Below are 15,537 nucleotides of genomic sequence, written 5' to 3'. Positions count from 1 at the left end.
GGTGCTCGTTGCGCGCGGTGAGGAGGGCTGTCCGAGCGGCCGATGGAGCTGGTCTTGAAAACCAGTGGGCAGCAATGCCTCGTGGGTTCGAATCCCACGCCCTCCGCGCGAAGCACTACCGAGACCGAGACCGACGTCGAATGACACGACCGACCGAGAGGAGCCAGGTGCACGAGGAACCGCGCCCCAGCACGCGTCGCGCTGCCGGCAGCCCGTCGATCGCCCGCCATGGCCGCCTGAAGACGGGCAACGTCTGGAAGACCATCGCGAAGGTCGTCGCCTCCACGGTCGCCGTGGTGCTCGTCTCGGGCACCGCCGTGGCCGCGTACGCGGCCTGGGACCTCGCGAACACCGTGCAGCCCACGGTCAAGCTCGAGAGCGAGAAGGTGCTCGAGGGCGTGCCCGACATCGGCGCCATCGACGGCGGCGTGAACCTGCTCGTCATCGGCAGCGACAGCCGGCAGAACCAGGGTGACGGATTCGGCGACCCCGACGAGGAGACCGCCGTGCTCAACGACGTGACGATGCTCCTGCACATCTCGCAGGACCACTCGCACGTCGAGGTCATCAGCTTCCCTCGCGACATGCTCGTCTCGGTCCCCGGCACCTGCACCGACCCCGAGGACCCCTCCGACACGCTCTCGGCGATGTCGTCGACGAAGATCAACAGCGTGCTCTCGTACGGCGGCATGGACTGCGTCGTGAAGACGGTCTCGAACCTGCTCGGCATCGAGATCCCGGTCGCCGGCGTCGTGCAGTTCAACGGCGTCGCAGCCCTCTCCGAGGCGGTCGGCGGCGTCGACGTCTGCGTCGCCGAGCCGATCGAGGACGAGTACACCGGCACCTTCCTCGAGGCGGGCACTCACACCCTGAGTGGTATCCCCGCGCTGCAGTTCCTCCGCACCCGGCACGGCGTCGGCGACGGTTCCGACCTCGGCCGCATCTCGAACCAGCAGGTCTTCCTCTCGGCGCTCGCGCGCAAGCTGCAGTCCGACGGCACGCTCGGCGACCCCGGAAAGCTGTACTCGATCGCCAAGGCAGCGCTCGGGAACATGCAGCTCTCCAACGAGCTCGCCAACCCCACCACGATGATCTCGATCGCCAAGGCCATGAAGGACGTCGACCTCTCGAAGATCGCCTTCATCCAGTACCCGACGGCGTACGTCGAGGGCGGCGGCGCGGTCGAGCCGACGTGGCAGGCCGAAGCCGTGAACGAGGCGCTGCAGCAGGACATCCCGGTCGTGCTGCCCACCGAGCAGAACGAGGACTTCGGCTCGGCGACCGACCCGAATGCGGCGCCCGTCGCCGAGGCTCCGGCCGAAGAGGCACCGGTCGAGGAGGCCCCCGTCGAGGAGGCGCCCGCCGAGGGCACCGAGGCCGCCCCCGCGCCGACCGGCGAGGCCCTGCTCAACGGCGTGTCGGGCCAGACCGCGGCCGACGTGCGCTGCTCCGCGGGCCGCACGCTCGACGACCAGTAGCCACCGGGCGAGCCCCGAATCGTCAATCCCGGCATGCCCGGGTTATGATGGCTGTCGCGTGCGCTGGTCGCATGCAAGGAGACGTCGCATAGTCCGGTCGAGTGCACCACCCTGCTAAGGTGGAGTCCCCGTAAGGGGACCAGGGGTTCAAATCCCCTCGTCTCCGCAGTTGTCTCTTACGGCGTCGTCGGCTCGGCGTGCACGCAGCCGGGCGGCTCGGAGTTGCCGCTGATCGCGAAGTCCTCGCAGGTCAGGAAGTACGGGTGGCTCGCACCCAGCACGAACGATCCGAGCGCGATCGCGACGAACGCGGCCGTCACCACGACCTTCCGCCCTCGGGTCAGGCCGTGGCCGAAGTCGGGCCACACCACGCGGACGAGCACGACGAGCGTGAACGGCATGCCGATGAGCGCGACCAGGATGCCGACCAGGTCGACGAGGAAGACTCCGAAGTCGTCGGTCTCGTCGCTGAGCAGGAACGCGAGCGCGAGCCAGAGCGATGGCACCAGCAGGGCGAGCGACTTGCCGAGCCGGTGGGGGAACGGCCTCGGCTGCATGAGCACGATCACGAAGCCCGCGGTCGAGACCACCCAGATGGTCAGCAGCTGGTCGAAGAAGAGGGTGCCCCAGGCGCCGAGCGTGAACGCCGGCCACCAGACCGCCAGGGCCATGCCGACGAGGATCAGCCCGCCGAGCGGGTGCGGCGGGCGGCGGGCGGTCGCCGCGGCATCCGTGGCCATGTCGGTACGTTAGCGACCGTCAGACGGATGCCTCGCGCTGCCGCGCCGCGAAGCCTGCCACCGCGACCACCGCCCAGAGGATCGCCGCTCCCGCGACGTACGCCACCAGGTCCCACGGGTCGAACGAGCTGCCGAAGACCAGCCGAGCGGGCGGCACCGCTGCGACGATCGCGGCGGGGATGCCGGTCAGCTGGAGCAGTTCGACGGCGACGGCGACGCCGAGGGCGATCGCGGCGACCGCCCACGCGGGCAGACGTGGTGCGACGAGGAGCACGAGCAGGCCGACCAGGGCGACGTAGAGGATGCCGCCTGCGGCGTCGATCCATGCGTTCCGGTCGAGCAGTTGCAGGCCGAGGCCGATGCCGAGAGATGCGGCGATGCCGATCGCGGCGAAGAGTCGAACACGTGCGGTGGAACGCGGGGCGCGGGGCATCCGTTCAGTGAAGCACGCACCGCGCGAGTGGCGCGTCGCTCGATCGGTGGCGCGTCGCTCAATCGGTGGCGCGTCGCTCGATCGGTGGCGCGTCGCTCAGTCGGCGGCGCGTCCGGGAAGCCGCAGCTCGCCGGGCGGAACCTCGACGTCCCCGGCGTCGTCGGGCCCGCCCGTGCCCGGCACCGCGCGGACTCGCGACGTGTCGATGTCGTCGTCGTCCTCGATCGCCTCGGGGAGCGGATCGGCCTGCTTGGCCTCGGTCTCGTCCTCGCTGCCGGGGCTGTAGCTCACGTCCTTGCGGATGAGGTCGTCGTCGTCGAGCCGGCCGCCGGACCCGGCGTCGCCGCCGGCCGCCGGATTGGTGCCCTGTGCGTTCTCGTCGCGCGTCATGCGGCGACGCTACGCGCGCGTCGTCGCCTCCGGCAGGGGCTTGACGCGAAGGCCCGGCCGGTCGAGGCACGCGCTGAAGGAGTCGGCGGGCGTGGCTAGGCTGGAACCGCAACACCGAAAAGGGGAACCCCATCATGCAACGAATCATGGCTTCGACCGCGCTCGTCTTCGCGAGTGCGCTGGTGCTCGCCGGCTGCGCCGCAGGCGACGGCGACGGCTCGACGGAGGCGGCCGACAGCTGCGCGACCGTCACGAGCGACGTCCGCGACATCTCGAACGGCGCGCAGAACGCGTTGGCCTCGACCCGCACGCCCGAGGAGATCCACGACGCGCTCGAGGGCTACTCCGAGCGGGTCGACGACCTCGGAGAGACGCTCGACGACGGGGCTATGTCGGACGCGCTCGAGGCGCTCGACGAGCGCATCGACGAGGCGGCCGACTTCGCCGAGACCCTGCCGGCCGATCCCGAGGCCGAGCGCGACGCCGAGGCGATCGCCGAGCAGCAGGCCGCGATCCAGGAGGCCGCGACAGGCGTCAACGACGCCTGCGCGTCCGAGTAAGCGCGGCGCGCGGCATCCGCGCTAGGAGGCGGCCTTCTTCTTGGGGGCCGCCTTCTTCTTCGCCGGTTCCTTCGAGGAGGCGGCCTTGGATGAACCCGTCTTCGACGAGGCGGACTTCGATCCGCTCGACTTCGACGCCGACTTCGACCCGCCGGACTTGTTCCCGGCGCCGGCGCCGGCGTCGTCGTCCTCCTTCCCGCCGCCTCGCTTGCTCGCGATCGACCGGCGCAGCGCCTCCATGAGGTCGATGACCTCGCCGCCCTCCTCCTCTTCGGGCTCCTCGCCGAACGTCGCGGCGGTGTCGAGCGCGTCGCCCTGCTCGAGCTTCGCGGCGATCAGCGTGCGCAGCTCCTGCTGGTACTCGTCGACGTACTTCTCGGGCTCGAAGTCGGAGACGAGGCTCTCGACGAGTTGCTTCGACAGGTCGAGCTCCTTGGGTGAGATCCGCACCTTCTCGTCGAGGCTCTTGAACTTCGCGTCGCGCACCTCGTCGCTCCAGAGCAGCGTCTGCACCATCAACACGTCGCCGAACACGCGGAGGGCGGCGAGGCGGGTCTTCTGCCGCAGCGCCATCTGCACGATCGCGGTGCGGTCGGTGGACTCGAGGGTCTGGCGCAGCAGCACGTACGCCTTCGACGACGCCGAGTCGGGCTCGAGGTAGTAGCTCTTGTCGAACATGATCGGATCGATCTGCTCGGTCGGAACGAACTCGACGACCTCGATCTCGCGGCTGCGCTCGGCGGGCAGCGACTTCAGGTCTTCATCGGTGATGACGACCGTGCGCTCCCCGTCGTCGTAGGCCTTGTCGATGTCCTGGTACGGCACGACCTTGCCGTCGATCTCGCACACCCGCTGGTAGCGGATTCGCCCGCCGTCCTCGGCGTGCACCTGGTGCAGGGACACGTCGTGGTCCTCGGTCGCGCTGTACAGCTTCACGGGCACATTCACGAGGCCGAATGTGACCGCCCCTTTCCAGACGGCTCGCATCCCCCCAGTACACACCCCGGCGGCGCCCGGGCGGAACCCCCGTCGTGGGGTCGGCTTCACGTGCCCGCGCCAGTTCGCGGGCTCCGCACCAGTACAGGTGGCGCGGAGCGCGCCCAAGTGGCGCGGAGGGGCGGGGGTCGGGCGAGTGGGACGCGTGGGGCGCGTGGGGCGCGGGTGGCAGGATGGGCGCATGGCCGAGGGGGAACGCCAACTCGTCGAGGTCGACGGCCGGAGGCTCCGGCTGACGAACCTCGACAAGGTCATGTACCCCGAGACGGGCACGACCAAGGGCGAGGTCATCTCGTACTACGCGCAGGTCGCGCCGGCCATGCTCCCGCTCGTCGCGGGTCGCCCCGTCACGCGCAAGCGCTGGGTGCAGGGCACCGGCACCGCGGATGCCCCGGGCCAGGTGTTCTTCGAGAAGAACCTCGCCGAGCACGCACCCGAGTGGCTGCGCCGCGGGGTCATCGAGCACAGCGACGGCCCGAAGACGTACCCGATCGCGGACTCGCGCGCGGCCCTGGTCTGGCTCGCGCAGCAGGCGGCGCTCGAGGTGCACGTGCCGCAGTGGCGGTTCCGCCCCGACGGCTCGGCCGCGAATCCCGACCGCCTGGTGTTCGACCTCGATCCCGGCGAGGGCATGGGTCTCGTCGAGTGCGCCGAGGTGGCGCGGTACGTCCGCGACATCCTCGCCGGCATGTCGCTCGAGGCGTATCCCGTCACGAGCGGCAGCAAGGGCATCCACCTGTACGCGCCGCTCGACGGCTCGCAGACCTCGCAGCAGGTGTCCGAGGTCGCGCGCGAGCTGGCCCGCGCGCTCGAGGCCGACCATCCCGACCTCGTCGTGTCGAACATGAAGAAGTCGCTGCGCACGGGTCGCGTGCTCATCGACTGGAGCCAGAACAACGCGAACAAGACCACGATCGCGCCGTACTCGCTGCGGGGGCGGCACCGGCCGACGGTCGCGGCGCCGCGCATGTGGGACGAGCTCGACGATCCCGACCTGCGTCACCTCGAGTTCGGCGAGGTGCTCGAACGGCTCGAAGCGGGTGACGATCCGGCGGCGCCGCTCGCGACCGCCGGTCCGGGGGCGGATGCCTCGTCGGGTGCCGGCCCGCTCAGCACCTACCTCTCGATGCGTTCGAAGGATGCCACGCCCGAGCCCATGCCCGCTTCGCCGTGGGGCGTGCCAGGGGAGGGGCAGCCGCGCTTCGTGATCGGCGAGCACCACGCGCGCCGGCTGCACTTCGACCTGCGCCTCGAGCGCGACGGCGTGCTGAAGAGCTGGGCCGTGCCGAAGGGCGTGCCCGACGACAGCGGGGTCAACCACCTCGCCGTGCAGACCGAGGACCATCCGATGGAGTACCTCGTGTTCGAGGGCACCATCCCCGAGGGGCAGTACGGCGCGGGCAGCATGACCGTGTGGGACACGGGCACGTACACCGCCGAGAAGTGGCGCGACGACGAGGTCATCTTCACCGTCACGGGGCGGCCGGGCGGTCCGCTCGGCGAGGTGCGGCTCGCGCTCATCCGGACTTCCGGAGAAGGCGAGAAGTCGCAGTGGCTGCTGCACCGCATGAAGGAGCAGCGCGCGGCCGGTCAGCCGGACCGCCGGTCGAGGAGCGACGAGGCCCCCAGCCGTCGGTCGAGTAGCGACGAAGGAGCGTATCGAGACCACGTCACCGGGTCTCGATACGGCGCTGGCGCGCCTCCTCGACCGACGGGGGCCGAGCCGACCGGGATGCCCCGCCCGATGCTCGCGACGGTCGGCGCGGTCGGCCTCGTCACCGGCGACGACTGGGCGCTCGAGTGGAAGTGGGACGGCATCCGCGTCATCGCCCGCACCGAGGGCGGCGCGGTGCACCTCACGAGCCGGTCCGGCCGCGACGAGACCGAGCGTTACCCCGAGCTCGGCAACCTCGCACGGGCGCTGCGCGCCGACGCGGTCGTCGACGGCGAGATCGTCGCCCTCGACGAGCAGGGCCGGCCCGACTTCGGCCGGATGCAGCCTCGCATGAACGTCACGAAGCCTCGCGAGATCGCCGAGCTCGCGGCATCCGTACCCGTGAAGCTGCTGCTCTTCGACGTCCTCGAGATCGCCGGCGTCCCGACGGTCGACGAGCCGTGGGAGCGGCGGCGCGAACGCCTCGAGCGATTGCTGCGACCGGGCACCGACGTGCCCGTCGAGGTGCCCGCGCTCGCCGAGGGCACGCCGGCCCCGGCCCTCGAGGAGAGCCGGAGGCTGGGGCTCGAGGGGCTCGTCGCGAAGCGACGGAGGTCGACGTACCGCCCGGGCGCGCGCAGCGCGGATTGGATCAAGCTCAAGCTCACGCGCACCCAGGAGGTCGTGATCGGCGGGTACCGGCGCGGCGACGGCCGGACGACCGAGCGGCTGCGGTCGCTGCTCATCGGCATCCCCGGGGACGGCGGCCTCGAGTATGCGGGCCGGGTCGGGTCGGGGTTCACGCAGGCGGGTCTCGCCCGGCTGCTCGAGACGCTCGAGCCGCTCGAGCGCGACGCGTCGCCGTTCGTCGAGGTGCCCGCGGCCGACCTCCCGGACGCCGTGTGGGTGGAGCCCGTGCTGGTCGGCGAGATCGAGTTCGGCGAATGGACCCGCGCCGGCATCGCCCGGCACCCGCGCTGGCGCGGCCTGCGGCCCGACAAGTCGCCCGCCGACGTGCAGCGCGAACCGCTCGCATAGCGGTCGGCGAGCCGCCGGGTCAAGTGGTTGCGATGGGAATACCTTTCCGCCCTCGTTCGGGGGTACGCTCCGTGCCATGGGAACCCTTTACTACGGCGATTCGGGCACGCCGATCGGCATCGAGGATCGCGCGCTCGCCCACCTGAAGGTGGCCGTCGTCACGAAGCTGCGCCGTGGCGAGAGCTTCACGCTCTCCTGGCAGCATGCCGACGACCAGCCGCGCGGTCGCAGTACGCTCTGGGTCCACCAGAGCATCCCGCTCAGGTTCGTCTTCGACACTCCCGAGACCCCCGAGCTCAGCCGCGAGTGGATCGAGGACCTCATGCGCTCGGCCAACTCGACCGGCGGAATCCAGCTCGTCGAGGACCACCTCGACACGCAGCCCATCACGACCGGTGACACGCAGCGGGTGAGCCACCGCGAGCCGACCGGCGACGATGCTCCCAGTGGGCCCGTGGCGGTTCCGGCCGGCTGAGGCTCAGGCATCGGGCTCGGCTCAGGCATCGGGCTCGGCTCAGGCGTCCGGCTCGACGTCGGCCTTCGGCTCGACGAGGTCGAGCAGGGCGCGTTCGGGTGCGCCCCGCCGGCTGATCACCTGACCCGCCTCGTACGCCGTGATCACGCGCGGGTCGATGTAGCTCGCTCGCGCGATCGTGGGGGTGTTGCCGAGCACGCGGGCCGCCTCCTCGACGGCGTCGCGCACGGCGCGCGCCCGCGCCTTCGCCGTCGCCTCCGTGCCGATCTCGGCGAGCTGTGTCGCCGCGGCGAGCGTGCCGCGCAGCGTTCGGAAGTCCTTCGCGGTGAACTCGCCGCCCGTGCGCGTGCGGATGTCGTCGTTCACGTCGGATGCCGTCAGCGCGCGATATCGGCGTCCGTCGCGCCACGCGTAGAGCCGGGCGGATGCCGCGCGCCCGGCATTTTGCTCGACGAACACGGCGAGCTCGGCGTCGGGCACGAGCAGGTCCTGCGAGATGCCGCCCTTCGCGCGGAACCGGAACCGGACGGCCCCGGCCGAGGCATCCGCCGCCGCGTTGCGCACCAGCAGCGTGGTGAGGCCGCGGCTGCGCGCGGTCGCGAGCGACTCCTCGGAACCGACGCGCAGGCCGCCGGCGTCGAGCGTGCGGAACGCGGCCGCGAGCACCCGCTCGCGCGGCAGCTCGTCGAGCGCCAGATCGCGCGCCACGAGGCGCCGGGCGGCCGGCAACGCCCGCACCAGCTCGGTCATCCGCGCGAACTTCTCGGCGTCCTGCCGCTCGCGCCACGCGGGGTGATACAGGTACTGCCGACGCCCGGCGGCGTCGACGCCGACCGCGAGGATGTGCGCGTTCGCCGCATCCGCGATCCACACCTCGGTCCAGGCGGGCGGCACGGCGAGCTCCGCGATCCGGGTGCGCTCGGCGCGCCCGGCCGCGCTGCCGTCCTCGTGCACGTACGCGAACCCCGAACCGCGACGTACGCGCCGCCACCCGGGCGACGCGTACGGTTCGACGCGCTTGAGTCGTGGCATCCGCGTCAGTGGTTGCGGAGGGCGTCGATGAGCTCGCCCTTGCGCTTGTCGCTGTAGCCGCGCAGGCCGATCTCCTTCGCGCGCTGCTTGAGCTGCGGCACGGTCCAGTCGTCGTAGTCGCCCGACTTGCCGCCCTTGCGGCCGACGGAGCTGCGGCCCTGCTTGGCGGCGGCGTTCGAAATGCGTGCGGCCTTCTCCTTGGATGCGCCGTCCTCGCGGAGCTCCTCGTAGAGCTCCGGGTCCTTCAACGAGGCGTTCTTGCGTCCTGGCATCGTCCTTCCTTTCCTTCCTTCCCTTCGGGCCTGCAGTGCCGGCCCTGCGGTGCCGGCCCTGCAGCGCTCGGTCGATCAGAGCCCACGACCGCCGGTCACCGGCAGCACGGCACCCGAGACGTACGAGGCCGCTTCGGACGCGAGGTACACGTACGCCCCGGCCAGCTCGGCGGGCTGGCCGGCACGCCCGAGCGGCGTGTTGTGCCCGAACTCCGGCAGCTTGTCGGGCCAGCCGGTCGCCGGGATCAGCGGCGTCCAGATCGGCCCGGGCGCGACGGCGTTGACCCGGATGCCTTTGGGGCCGAGCTCCTCGGCGAGCGCCTTCGTGAAGGCCACGAGGGCGGCCTTCGTCATCGCGTAGTCCACGAGCGCCGACGAGGGGTCGAACCCCTGGATGGACGTCGTGGTGATGATCGAGGATCCGGCGTCCATGCGGGGCACGGCCGCTCGGGCGAGGAACACCGGCGCGAACAGGTTGACCCGCATGACGCGTTCGAAGTCGGCCGTCGGGATCTCGCCGACGCCGCCGCGGTTGCGCTGGTGCGCGGCGTTCAGCACGAGCAGGTCGAGGCCGCCGAGGCTCGAGTGCGTGCGGTCGACCAGTTCCTGGCAGAAGGACTCGTCCTGCAGGTCGCCTGCCAGCAGCAGCGGCATCCGGCCGGCGTCCTCGATCCAGCGGGCCGTCTCCTCGGCATCCGCCTGCTCCTCCGGCAGGTACGCGATCGCCACGTCGGCACCCTCGCGCGCGAACGCGATGGCGACGGCGCGGCCGATCCCGGAATCGCCGCCGGTGATGAGGGCGCGCCGCCCGATGAGGCGAGCCGCGCCGCGGTAGCTCTGCTCGCCGTGGTCGGGCTGCGGGTGCATCTCGTCGGTCATCCCGGGCGGGGTCTGCTCCTGCTTGGGGAACCGGTCGGTCGTGTGCTTCGTCGTCGGGTCGACGAGGTGCTCATCGTGCATGTCGGTTCGGTCCTCTCGTCGTACGGAGTGTCACGGTACGCGCGCGGAGTATGCGCCCTCGACGGGTTGACATGCGGGTGCTCGGGCGGGTCGCGCGGTTTCGGCCGAGCGCCGGAAGATGCGGAGGACTCCGTGGAGAACGCAGGAATGGAAGCGCGATCACGCGCGGCTACCACCGCGCGGCGAGCGCGGTCAACCCCGCGCACCTGCCCGCCGCCAGCCAATACGTTCGTCACAACGGGGCGCCACCAGCGCCCCCAGACCCGGCCCCCCTGGCCGGCACCGCCGTACGAACGGCGGGACCAGAAGGAGAACGTCATGAACATCCTCATCGCCATCATCGCCATCGCCGCCGTCGTGCTGCTCATCACCGGTGGACTGGTTCCCACGCTCAACTTCCTGATCTGGGTCGCCATCGCGCTCGCCGTGATCGCCGTGATCGTCTGGCTGGTGCGCTACCTCGGCAACCGCAGCTCGGTCTGACCGACGTCGCGGCATCCGACCGCCTCATCATCGAGATGAACGGGCACCCCACCGGGGTGCCCGTTCGTCGTTTCGCTCTATCCGCCGACGTGCCATCGGCGTATGGTCGAACCGTGGGGACGCTCTACTACGGCGACTCGGGTACGCCGATCGGCATCGAAGACCGCGCGCTCGCCCACCTCAAGGTGGCGGTCGTGACGAAACTGCGCCGCGGCGAGAGCTTCACGCTCTCCTGGCAGCACACCGACGGCCAGCCGCGCGGGCGCAGCACGCTCTGGATCCACCAGAGCATCCCGCTCCGATTCGTCTTCGACGACCCGGAACGACCCGAACTCAGCCGCGAGTGGATCGAGGACCTCATGCGCTCGGCCAACTCGACCGGCGGCATCCAGCTCGTCCCCGAGAACGTCGACACCGCTCCCATCACGGGCATCGACACGCAACTGCACGCCGAGGCCGGCTCCGGCTGAACCGGAACCGGCCTGGCCGCGCGGCGCGCGGGCGCGCCGTCACACGTCGCCGTCAGGCGCGCAGGTCGGGATCCGAGCCGAGCGCGCCGTCACCGGTGGGCGGCACGGCACCGGTCACCCGAGTGGATGCCTCGTCACCACGCGTCTCGACGCCGCCGTGCACCTCGCCGCGCCACGCGCCCGTCGCACCGCCGCGATCCTCGACGAACGTCTTGAAGCGCTCGAGGTCGCGGCGCACCTGCAGGTCGTCGATCTGGAGGGCCGCACCGGCCTTCTCGACGAGGCTCTCGGGCTCCCACTCGAGCTCGAGGTCGACCCGCGTGCGCTCGGCGCCCTCCGAACGGAACGCGACGCGACCCCGGTGCGTCACCTCGTCGAGGCTGCGCCAGGCCACGTGCTCCTCGGGCACCTGGTCGGTGATCCGGGCGTCGAACTCGCGTCGGACCCCGCCGATCGAGACGGTCCAGTGGGTCAGGGTGTCGCCCTCCTGGCGCACCTCCTCGACGCCGTGCATGAACTCGGGGAACGACTCGAACTGGGTCCACTGGTCGTAGGCGACGGCGATGGGCACGTCGACCTCGATGTCCGCGGTCACGGTGGTGGTCATGATCCATTCCTTCCGTCAGGGCGCCGAAGTGCGCCGCAGCCACGGTAGGCAGGCGGGCCAGTGGATCACGAGGGCCTTGCGCGCCCGTGGAGCGGCTGTTAGACCGAAGGACGCCGACGCGCGCGAGCGACTGCGCTCGGAGATCGAACGGCGCTCAGTCCTCGAACTCGGCGGTCTCCTCGGGCTCCGGCACGTACTGCAGGCCCGCGGTGCTGTTCGCCTGCAGCAGCAGGAGCTCGATCCACAGCCGGTTGAGCACCGGCGGCCGGTTGCCGCTGAACACGAACTGCAGCGGGATCGACTCGTGCAGCCAGAGGGTCGTGCGACCGCTGCCGTTCTCGAGCCCGTGCTCCCACGTCATCGCGAAGCTCTCCGAGCGGCGCAGCTTGTTCAGGATCGCGACCCGGAGATGGGCGAGCGTCCGATCCTCGATCTCGAGTTCGCGGTTGGAGGAGTTGTAGATGAGCTTGCCCATGCCGGAATCGTAGCCCGGAACGCCCGCCGATCCGCGTGCGGATCCTCTCGGAGAAGCGCTTCTGTCAAGCCCCTGCCTGCCGGCCCACGGCCGACCTACCGTGACGCATGCCGGGCCGGGGGCCCGAGGAAGCAGGGACGCCATGAATCGCACACTCCGTACCGCGGGTCTCGTCGGGGCCGCCGCGATGCTGTTGGCCGGATGCGCGGTCGGCACCGGCGGTGGAGCCGGCGCCGACGCCGACTACGACGCCGAAGCCGCCGTGGAGGGCGAACTCTCGATCATGGGGTTCTCCGCAGTGGACGAGGTGGCACAGGCCCGGATCGACCTGGCCGAGGCCGAGCTCGAGGGCGTCGAGGTCGAGCTCATCGAGGGCGACCTCGACATCCAGCAGTTCCTCTCCGCCGTGGCGACCGGCGAGCCGCCGTCGCTGCTGTACGCCGACCGCGACCAGATCGGCTCGCTCGCCGCGCGCGGTGCGGTCGTGCCCCTCGAGCAGTGCATCGACGGCGAGGGCATCGAGATGGACCAGTTCGTGGAGTCCGCGGTCGACCAGGTGACCCTCGAAGACGAGGTGTACGGCATCCCCGAGTTCAACCAGGTGCAGATCACCATGGCGAACGCCGACCTGCTGCAGGCGGCCGGCGTCGCCATCGAGGATGTCAACGGCTCGGACCGCGCGGCGATGACCGAGGCGAACCGCAAGCTCGCCAAGGTCGACGGCGGCAAGGTCTCGGTCATCGGCGTCGACTCGAAGCTGCCGGAGTTCCTGCCGCTCTGGGTCGCCGGCGCGGGCGGCTCGCCGATCTCCGAGGACGGCCGCACCGCCCAGCTCGACTCGCCCGAGGCGATCGAGGCGCTCACCTGGGCGGTCGGCATCTACGACGACCAGGGCGGGTTCGCCGCGGTGAAGGCGTTCCGCGACTCCGCCGACTTCTTCGGCGAGGGCAACCAGTTCGCGACGAGCACGCTCGGCGCCATGCCGATGGAGCAGTGGTACCTCAACGTGCTGAACGACGTCTCGCCCGACGCGCCGATGGCGTTCGACAGCGTGCGCGGCACCGACGGCGAGCCGATCGCGTTCGCCGGCGGCTCGGCGTGGGCCATCCCGTCGGGGGCCGACAACCCCGAGGCCGCGTGCCGCTGGGCCCGCGTGATGACCTCGCTCGACGCGTGGCAGGCCGCGGCCGACGCGCGCCTGTCGGCGCGCGAGGCCGAGGGCAAGCCGTTCACCGGCATCCTCACCGGCAACACCGTCGCCGACGAGGCGATCCGCGAGATGGTCACCTCGGGCGGCGAGCCGTGGGACAGCGGCGTGACCGCCATGTACGAGGCGAACGACCACACCGTCGCGCTGCCGGCGAACCCGGCCGACGCCGAGTTCGAGGACGCGATGCAGAACGCGGTCAACTCGGTGCTCAACGGCGAGGCGACGCCCGAGGAGGCGCTCGCCGAGGCGCAGGAGACCGCCCAGCAGGCCCTCGACGAGGGGTGGGCCGAGATCGACGGCGGGGGCGATTGATGACCGCGGCGGCCACCGAGCGCGGCACCGCCGCCACACCCGGCCGACGCGATCCGCAGGGCCGGGGCCGAGGCATCCCCTCGCATCGACGCGGCAGCGCCTGGCGGGAGGCCCGGCCCGCCCTGCTCTTCCTCAGCCCCTGGATCGTCGGCTTCGTCGTGTTCACCGCGTGGCCGATGATCTACAGCGCGTACCTCTCGCTGACCGACTACGACGTGATCAACACCCCCGAGTTCGTCGGCCTCGAGAACTACGCGAAGCTCGCGTCCGACGAGAAGGTGCTGCTCGCGCTCGGCAACACGGCCCTGTTCACGCTCATGCAGGTGCCGCTGTACGTGGTCGTCTCACTGCTGCTCGCGCTGTTGCTCGACCGCGCCGGCCGGGCGTCGGGTTTCTTCCGCACGGTGTTCTTCCTGCCCAAGATGACCCCGCCCGTCGCCGTCGGCGTGCTGTTCCTGCTGCTGTTCAACGGGCAGAACGGGCTCGTCAACACCGTGCTCGGATGGTTCGGCATCGACGGCCCCGCGTGGACCACCGACCCGGCTTGGGTGAAGCCCGGCCTCGTCTTCATGTCGCTGTGGACCGTCGGGGCATCCGTCATCATCCTGCTGGCGGCACTGCGCAACGTGCCCGAGACCCTCTACGAGTCGGCCCGCCTCGACGGCGCCGGCTTCTGGCGCAGCGCCTGGAGCGTGACGCTCCCGATGATCAGCCCCGCGCTGTTCTTCATCATCGTGGTCAACACCATCGCGGGCTTCCAGACCTTCGACGAGGCGTACACCGCGTTCTTCGGCGCGGGCAATACGACGTACAGCAACGACGCCGCGCTGTTCTACGTCATCTACCTGTTCCAGCAGGCGTTCGAGTTCCTGAACATGGGGTACGCCTCCGCGCTCGCGTGGCTGCTGTTCGCGATCATCATGGCCGTCACGGCGGTGCAGCTGATCGTGTCGAAACGCCTCGTCTACTACGAGGGGGACCGCTGATGAGCGGCCTCGACGTGAACGCCAGCTCGGGCGTGGCCCCCGCGCCGGCGCCCGTGGTCGCGGCTCGCCCCGTCGCCGCGGCATCCGCCGCCGAGCCGGCGACCGAGACCGGCCGCCTGCCGAGCCGCCGCCGCCGGCGCGTCGTCGGGCAGGTGTTCGCCTGGATCGCCCTGACGGTGCTCGGGGTGGTGTTCATCTACCCGTTCGTCTGGCTCGTCAGCGCCTCGTTCAAGCCGCGCGGCGAGGTCTTCGACAATCGGCTCATCCCCGAGACGTTCACCCTCGACAACTACGTGTCGGTCTGGCAGGAGGCGCCGCTCGCACTGTGGCTGCTGAACACCGTGATCGTGACGGTGCTCGCCGCGACGACGGTCACGTTCTCGAGCGCGATGGTCGCGTGGGGGTTCTCGTACTTCCGGTTCCGCGGCCGGAACGCGCTCTTCGGCCTCGTGCTGGCCACGATGATGCTGCCCGGTGCGGTCACCATGATCCCGACGTTCCTGATCTGGAACGCGCTGGGGCAGGTCGGCACGCTCACGCCCCTGTGGGCGGGAAACCTGTTCGGCAGCGCCTTCTACATCTTCCTCATGCGCCAGTTCATGCTGGGCCTGCCGCGCGACCTGTTCGACGCCGCGCGCGTCGACGGGGCATCCCAGTTCGGGGTGTTCTGGCGGGTCGCGCTGCCGCTCTCGAAGCCCGTGCTCGCGGTGACGTTCATCTTCGAAGTGCAGGCGGTCTGGACCGACCTCATGCGTGCGCTGATCTACCTGCGCGACTCCGACACCTTCACGGTGCCCAGGGGCCTGAAGTCGCTGGTCGACGCATACGGGTTCGGCGGCGAATGGCACTGGGAGATCATCGTGACCGCGAGCGTCATCACGACGCTGCCGATGATCATCGTGTTCTTCCTCGCGCAGCGGAAGATCATCGACGGGGTGGCCTCGAGCGGGCTCAAGGGCTGACCGG

General features: G+C 70.8%; 18 protein-coding genes and 2 tRNA genes. 11 read left to right on the top strand and 9 right to left on the bottom strand.

Annotated elements, in window-relative coordinates:
- The first annotated feature begins 21 nt into the window (after window positions 1-21).
- The 3 genes from GE115_RS07395 (at window position 22) to GE115_RS07385 (ending at window position 1,644) form a co-directional block, all read left to right on the top strand.
- Window positions 22-106 (top strand) — tRNA-Ser (locus GE115_RS07395).
- A gap of 61 nt (window positions 107-167) precedes the next feature.
- Window positions 168-1,478 (top strand): LCP family protein, encoded by a 1,311-nt coding sequence (locus GE115_RS07390; protein ID WP_312854992.1) that lies wholly within the window; start codon window positions 168-170, stop codon window positions 1,476-1,478.
- 77 nt (window positions 1,479-1,555) lie between these two features.
- Window positions 1,556-1,644: transfer RNA gene (locus tag GE115_RS07385), tRNA-Ser, on the top strand.
- A gap of 10 nt (window positions 1,645-1,654) precedes the next feature.
- Here the strand turns inward: GE115_RS07385 and GE115_RS07380 are convergent.
- The 3 genes from GE115_RS07380 to GE115_RS07370 form a co-directional block, all read right to left on the bottom strand.
- Entirely contained in the window at window positions 1,655-2,218 is a 564-nt protein-coding gene (locus GE115_RS07380; protein WP_153684134.1) for a hypothetical protein, read from the bottom strand.
- A gap of 19 nt (window positions 2,219-2,237) precedes the next feature.
- The gene (locus GE115_RS07375) at window positions 2,238-2,651 is read right to left on the bottom strand and encodes a DUF2809 domain-containing protein (protein WP_153684133.1); all 414 of its coding nucleotides are present in this window, start codon (window positions 2,649-2,651) and stop codon (window positions 2,238-2,240) included.
- 96 nt (window positions 2,652-2,747) lie between these two features.
- Window positions 2,748-3,041, bottom strand: a complete 294-nt coding sequence (locus GE115_RS07370; RefSeq protein WP_153684132.1) for a hypothetical protein — start codon at window positions 3,039-3,041, stop codon at window positions 2,748-2,750.
- A 134-nt stretch (window positions 3,042-3,175) separates the two neighbouring features.
- Here GE115_RS07370 and GE115_RS07365 point away from each other — a divergent pair, with 134 nt between their 5' ends.
- Complete coding sequence (locus tag GE115_RS07365; protein ID WP_153684131.1) at window positions 3,176-3,601, top strand: hypothetical protein; 426 nt, start codon at window positions 3,176-3,178, stop codon at window positions 3,599-3,601.
- 21 nt (window positions 3,602-3,622) lie between these two features.
- Here GE115_RS07365 and ku read toward each other — a convergent pair whose 3' ends face one another.
- On the bottom strand, window positions 3,623-4,588 hold the full coding sequence (gene ku, locus GE115_RS07360; RefSeq protein WP_153684130.1) for a non-homologous end joining protein Ku: 966 nt from the start codon (window positions 4,586-4,588) through the stop codon (window positions 3,623-3,625).
- 190 nt (window positions 4,589-4,778) lie between these two features.
- Between ku and GE115_RS07355 the strand changes: the two genes are divergently transcribed.
- Complete coding sequence (locus tag GE115_RS07355; protein ID WP_153684129.1) at window positions 4,779-7,289, top strand: ATP-dependent DNA ligase; 2,511 nt, start codon at window positions 4,779-4,781, stop codon at window positions 7,287-7,289.
- A 76-nt stretch (window positions 7,290-7,365) separates the two neighbouring features.
- A complete protein-coding gene (locus GE115_RS07350; RefSeq protein WP_246190620.1) occupies window positions 7,366-7,764 on the top strand; it encodes a DUF7882 family protein in 399 nt (132 codons plus the stop codon).
- 39 nt (window positions 7,765-7,803) lie between these two features.
- On the opposite strand, the gene GE115_RS07345 is transcribed toward GE115_RS07350, so the two are convergent.
- The 3 genes from GE115_RS07345 to GE115_RS07335 form a co-directional block, all read right to left on the bottom strand.
- Entirely contained in the window at window positions 7,804-8,796 is a 993-nt protein-coding gene (locus tag GE115_RS07345; protein WP_153684128.1) for a DNA topoisomerase IB, read from the bottom strand.
- Between the two features lie 5 nt (window positions 8,797-8,801).
- Window positions 8,802-9,068 carry a DUF7218 family protein gene (locus GE115_RS07340; RefSeq protein ID WP_153684127.1) on the bottom strand — a complete coding sequence of 89 codons (267 nt, stop codon included), beginning with the start codon at window positions 9,066-9,068 and terminating at the stop codon, window positions 8,802-8,804.
- A gap of 75 nt (window positions 9,069-9,143) precedes the next feature.
- A complete protein-coding gene (locus GE115_RS07335; protein ID WP_153684126.1) occupies window positions 9,144-10,028 on the bottom strand; it encodes an SDR family oxidoreductase in 885 nt (294 codons plus the stop codon).
- Between the two features lie 318 nt (window positions 10,029-10,346).
- On the opposite strand from GE115_RS07335, the gene GE115_RS18300 reads away from it, so the two are divergent.
- Both GE115_RS18300 and GE115_RS07330 read left to right on the top strand, forming a co-directional pair.
- Window positions 10,347-10,511: a hypothetical protein gene (locus tag GE115_RS18300; RefSeq protein WP_172979768.1), complete on the top strand. Its 165-nt coding sequence runs from the start codon at window positions 10,347-10,349 to the stop codon at window positions 10,509-10,511.
- Between the two features lie 113 nt (window positions 10,512-10,624).
- A complete protein-coding gene (locus GE115_RS07330) occupies window positions 10,625-10,981 on the top strand; it encodes a DUF7882 family protein (protein ID WP_312854991.1) in 357 nt (118 codons plus the stop codon).
- A 52-nt stretch (window positions 10,982-11,033) separates the two neighbouring features.
- Here GE115_RS07330 and GE115_RS07325 read toward each other — a convergent pair whose 3' ends face one another.
- Both GE115_RS07325 and GE115_RS07320 read right to left on the bottom strand, forming a co-directional pair.
- Complete coding sequence (locus tag GE115_RS07325) at window positions 11,034-11,588, bottom strand: SRPBCC family protein (RefSeq protein WP_153684125.1); 555 nt, start codon at window positions 11,586-11,588, stop codon at window positions 11,034-11,036.
- 154 nt (window positions 11,589-11,742) lie between these two features.
- Window positions 11,743-12,063, bottom strand: a complete 321-nt coding sequence (locus GE115_RS07320) for a DUF7882 family protein (RefSeq protein WP_153684124.1) — start codon at window positions 12,061-12,063, stop codon at window positions 11,743-11,745.
- A 142-nt stretch (window positions 12,064-12,205) separates the two neighbouring features.
- On the opposite strand from GE115_RS07320, the gene GE115_RS07315 reads away from it, so the two are divergent.
- The 3 genes from GE115_RS07315 to GE115_RS07305 are packed head-to-tail and all read left to right on the top strand — an operon-like array spanning window position 12,206 to window position 15,533.
- Window positions 12,206-13,585 carry an extracellular solute-binding protein gene (locus GE115_RS07315; RefSeq protein WP_153684123.1) on the top strand — a complete coding sequence of 460 codons (1,380 nt, stop codon included), beginning with the start codon at window positions 12,206-12,208 and terminating at the stop codon, window positions 13,583-13,585.
- Window positions 13,585-14,571 (top strand): carbohydrate ABC transporter permease, encoded by a 987-nt coding sequence (locus GE115_RS07310; RefSeq protein WP_153684122.1) that lies wholly within the window; start codon window positions 13,585-13,587, stop codon window positions 14,569-14,571. Before GE115_RS07315 ends, GE115_RS07310 begins: the two co-directional genes overlap by 1 nt.
- A complete protein-coding gene (locus GE115_RS07305) occupies window positions 14,571-15,533 on the top strand; it encodes a carbohydrate ABC transporter permease (protein WP_246190619.1) in 963 nt (320 codons plus the stop codon). Before GE115_RS07310 ends, GE115_RS07305 begins: the two co-directional genes overlap by 1 nt.
- Window positions 15,534-15,537 lie beyond the last annotated feature (4 nt).

It is taken from the genome of Agromyces agglutinans (assembly GCF_009647605.1).
Classification (GTDB): domain Bacteria; phylum Actinomycetota; class Actinomycetes; order Actinomycetales; family Microbacteriaceae; genus Agromyces; species Agromyces agglutinans.
Note: the sequence above shows the minus strand (reverse complement) of the source record. Positions and strands in the feature narration are given on the sequence as shown.

Coding starts and splice junctions, on each gene's coding strand:
- GE115_RS07380 (WP_153684134.1), bottom strand. CDS start 2,218: ATGGCCACGGATGCCGCGGCGACCGCCCGCCGCCCGCCGCACCCGCTC.
- GE115_RS07375 (WP_153684133.1), bottom strand. CDS start 2,651: ATGCCCCGCGCCCCGCGTTCCACCGCACGTGTTCGACTCTTCGCCGCG.
- GE115_RS07370 (WP_153684132.1), bottom strand. CDS start 3,041: ATGACGCGCGACGAGAACGCACAGGGCACCAATCCGGCGGCCGGCGGC.
- GE115_RS07365 (WP_153684131.1), top strand. CDS start 3,176: ATGCAACGAATCATGGCTTCGACCGCGCTCGTCTTCGCGAGTGCGCTG.
- ku (WP_153684130.1), bottom strand. CDS start 4,588: ATGCGAGCCGTCTGGAAAGGGGCGGTCACATTCGGCCTCGTGAATGTG.
- GE115_RS07355 (WP_153684129.1), top strand. CDS start 4,779: ATGGCCGAGGGGGAACGCCAACTCGTCGAGGTCGACGGCCGGAGGCTC.
- GE115_RS07350 (WP_246190620.1), top strand. CDS start 7,366: ATGGGAACCCTTTACTACGGCGATTCGGGCACGCCGATCGGCATCGAG.
- GE115_RS07345 (WP_153684128.1), bottom strand. CDS start 8,796: ATGCCACGACTCAAGCGCGTCGAACCGTACGCGTCGCCCGGGTGGCGG.
- GE115_RS07340 (WP_153684127.1), bottom strand. CDS start 9,068: ATGCCAGGACGCAAGAACGCCTCGTTGAAGGACCCGGAGCTCTACGAG.
- GE115_RS07335 (WP_153684126.1), bottom strand. CDS start 10,028: ATGCACGATGAGCACCTCGTCGACCCGACGACGAAGCACACGACCGAC.
- GE115_RS18300 (WP_172979768.1), top strand. CDS start 10,347: ATGAACATCCTCATCGCCATCATCGCCATCGCCGCCGTCGTGCTGCTC.
- GE115_RS07325 (WP_153684125.1), bottom strand. CDS start 11,588: ATGACCACCACCGTGACCGCGGACATCGAGGTCGACGTGCCCATCGCC.
- GE115_RS07320 (WP_153684124.1), bottom strand. CDS start 12,063: ATGGGCAAGCTCATCTACAACTCCTCCAACCGCGAACTCGAGATCGAG.
- GE115_RS07315 (WP_153684123.1), top strand. CDS start 12,206: ATGAATCGCACACTCCGTACCGCGGGTCTCGTCGGGGCCGCCGCGATG.
- GE115_RS07310 (WP_153684122.1), top strand. CDS start 13,585: ATGACCGCGGCGGCCACCGAGCGCGGCACCGCCGCCACACCCGGCCGA.
- GE115_RS07305 (WP_246190619.1), top strand. CDS start 14,571: ATGAGCGGCCTCGACGTGAACGCCAGCTCGGGCGTGGCCCCCGCGCCG.